This is a genomic window from Streptomyces pathocidini (genome assembly GCF_001418495.1).
Lineage (GTDB): Bacteria > Actinomycetota > Actinomycetes > Streptomycetales > Streptomycetaceae > Streptomyces > Streptomyces pathocidini.
On sequence record NZ_LIQY01000416.1, the window covers coordinates 1 to 3017 of the forward strand.

The 3017-nt window shown below is 71.3% G+C and carries 2 protein-coding genes and 1 pseudogene; all 3 read right to left on the reverse strand.

Annotated features, from left to right (window positions below; all coding sequences use genetic code 11):
* Positions 1 to 91: 91 nt before the first annotated feature.
* The gene (locus AOK16_RS19215) at positions 92 to 1429 is read right to left on the reverse strand and encodes a polyamine ABC transporter substrate-binding protein (protein WP_079101552.1); all 1338 of its coding nucleotides are present in this window, start codon (positions 1427 to 1429) and stop codon (positions 92 to 94) included.
* 66 nt (positions 1430 to 1495) lie between these two features.
* Positions 1496 to 2482, reverse strand: a pseudogene (locus AOK16_RS19220) (aldehyde dehydrogenase family protein); the annotation flags it as partial.
* Positions 2483 to 2618: 136 nt separating this feature from the next.
* A partial coding sequence (locus AOK16_RS19225; protein WP_157859268.1) for a DUF4190 domain-containing protein occupies positions 2619 to 3017 on the reverse strand: 399 nt, incomplete at its 5' end.

Genomic DNA, 3017 nt, shown 5'->3' on the forward strand with positions numbered 1-3017 from the left:
CTTTGGGGCTGCGGCCGGTGCCTGGAGGGTGGCTGGGGTACGGGCCGCGGGACCGGGGCCGCGGCCCGGTGGCCGGCGCGCGGGGGACGTGTCAGGCGCCGATGAGGTGGGCGAACTTCTCCTCGTACGCCTTCTCCTCCTGGGCGGAGAGGGAGCGGAAGGCGTGGGACTTGGCGGCCATCTCCTTGTCGGGGAGGATCAGCGGGTTGCTCGCCAGTGTGTCGTCGATCTTCGCGAGCTCCTCGCGGACGCCGTCGACGGGGCAGACGTAGTTGATCCAGGCGGCGAGTCGGGCCGCCACCTTCGGCTCGTAGTAGTAGTCGATGAGCCGTTCGGCGTTCCTCTGGTGCCGCGCCTTGCCGGGGACCAGAAGGTTGTCGGTGGAGGTCAGGTAGCCGGTGTCCGGGATCGCGAACTTGACGGCCGGGTTGTCGGCTTGGAGCTGGATCAGGTCGCCGGCCCATGCCACGCAGGCGGCCATGTCGCCCTTGTTGAGGTCGTCGATGTAGTCGTTGCCGGTGAAGCGGCGGATCTGGCGCCGGTCGACGGCCTTCTGGATGCGGGCGATCGCGGCGCCGTAGTCGTCGTCGGTGAAGTCCTCGGGCCGCTTGCCCATGTCGAGCAGGGTCAGCCCGACGGTATCGCGCATCTCCGACAGCATCCCGACCCGCCCCTTGAGCTTCGGGTCCTCCAGCAGCTGGGCCACGGAGTCGACCTTCCGGCCGCCGGTGGCCTTCTCGTTGTACGCGATGACGGCTGATATGCCGGTCCACGGGTAGGAGTGGGCGCGGCCGGGGTCCCAGTCGGGGCTGCGGAACTGGGGGGCCAGGTTGGCGTACGCGTGGGGCAGGTTGGCCGCGTCGAGCGGGCGCACCCAGCCGAGCCGGATCAGGCGGGCGGCCAGCCAGTCGGTGACGCAGATCAGGTCGCGTCCGGTGTCCTGGCCGGCGGCCAACTGCGCCTGGATCTTGCCGAAGAACTCGACGTTGTCGTTGATGTCCTCGGTGTACCTGACCTTGATGCCGGTGCGGCGGTGGAAGGCGTCCAGGGTCGGGCGGCTCTTCTTGTCGTCGCCGACGTCGATGTACTGGGTCCAGTTGGAGAAGTTCAGCAGCTTCTCCTCGTCGGAGTGGTCCTCCGCCTTCGCGTCCTGGCCGCTCTTGCCCGCGGGCGGGATGCCGCAGGCGGCGAGCGCGCCCGCGCCGCCGAGGGCGAGCGCACCGCCACCGCCCGCGCGCAGCAGGGACCGCCGGGTGAGGGCGCCCCGGCCGCTGGTCAGACTGCGCCGGATGGCGGCGAGTTGGGGCGCGGACAGGGTCTCCGGCTCGCGGGGCGTGGAGGGGTTCTCCGGCCCGTGGGGCGCGGAGGGGTTCTCCGGCCTGTGGGGCGCGGAGGGTTCGTACGGCGTGGCCGGCTCGTGCAGTTCCATTGGCGCTGTGCCCTTTCGCGGGGTGCGGACGACCGGGGGACCTTCGAGGCTGGCGGTCGCTCGGGGTCAGCGGTCGCCGAAGACGGTGCGGTGCCAATCCTTCGCCGCCACCGCCGTGTTGTCGTACATCACATGCTTGACCTGCGTGTACTCCTCGAAGGAGTACGCCGACATGTCCTTGCCGAAGCCGGAGGCCCGGTAGCCGCCGTGCGGCATCTCGCTGACGATCGGGATGTGGTCGTTGACCCATACGCAGCCCGCCCGGATCTCGCGGGTGGCGCGGCCCGCGCGGTAGACGTCCCGGCTCCAGGCGGAGGCCGCGAGGCCGTACAGGGTGTCGTTGGCGAGCGCGATGCCCTCGTCGTCGCCGTCGAAGGGGAGGACGGCGAGGACCGGGCCGAAGACCTCCGACTGCACGATCTCGCTGTCCTGGGCGGCGCCGGTGACGAGGGTGGGCCGGTAGTAGGCGCCCTTGGCGAGGTCGCCGCCGGGGGTCTCGCCGCCCGTGACCACGCGCGCGTACCCCCGGGCCCGCTCGACGAACGCCGCGACGCGGTCGCGCTGGGCGTGCGAGACGAGCGGGCCGAGGTCGGTGGCCGGGTCGAAGGGGTCGCCCAGCCGCACGGCGCCCATCAGGTCGGCGACCCCGGCCACGAAGGTGTCGTAGAGCGGGCGTTGGACGTACGCGCGCGTGGCGGCGGTGCAGTCCTGGCCGGAGTTGATGAGCGCGCCCGCGACCGCGCCGTGGACGGCGGCCTCCAGGTCGGCGTCGTCGAAGACGACGAAGGGGGCCTTGCCGCCGAGTTCGAGGTGGAGGCGCTTGACCGTGCCGGTGGCGATCTCGGCGACGCGGCGGCCGACGGCGGTCGAGCCGGTGAAGGAGGTCATGGCGACCGAGGGGTGCCCGACGAGGTGCTCGCCCGCCTCCGGGCCCGCGCCGCAGACGATGTTGACCACGCCGTCGGCGAGGCGGGTCTCTGCCGAAAATGATGGGATCATGATGGCGTAGCTCCAGCTCGATGTGAACGCCGATCCTGGCAGAGCGGAGGGCTTGCTACAAGGGATTCCGTTGTTGCCTTTTCATTACGCGACGGAATCTGTTGGACTGGGAGCCGAGCGAAAACGGCGGCGGGCGGACGGGCCGTCTCCCGTCCGCCCGCTTCCTCCCGGCTCACCCCGGGAGCCCGGGTCAGCGCCCGTTGTGGACGATGGCCGAGTAGGGCTCGTAGTTCGGCTCGTCCCAGTCCTCGGAGGCGGCCTGCTGGCCGGCGATGACGATGAGGACGAAGACGGCCGCCCCCGCGAGCACCGCGAAGGCGCCGAGGATGATCCCGGCCAGCGCCTGCCCGCCGTTGTTCGCCTCTCCCCGGTTCGCCTTCACCCGTCCCACGGCGCCGAAGACGATCGCGAGGATGCCGAGGATGACCGCGAAGATGCTGCTGATGAACAGCACCGAGCCGATGATGCCGAGGACGAGCGCGGTGATGCCGAGACCGTTGTTCGGCCCCGTGGGCACCGAGTGCCAGCGCGGGCCGTACCCGGCCTGGACTCCCGGGTAGCCCGCGTATCCGGGGTAGCCGGGGTAGCC

What these genes read in the sequence shown, in the direction of transcription:
- AOK16_RS19215 (WP_079101552.1), bottom strand. Translation starts at nt 1,429, where the DNA reads ATGGAACTGCACGAGCCGGCCACGCCGTACGAACCCTCCGCGCCCCAC.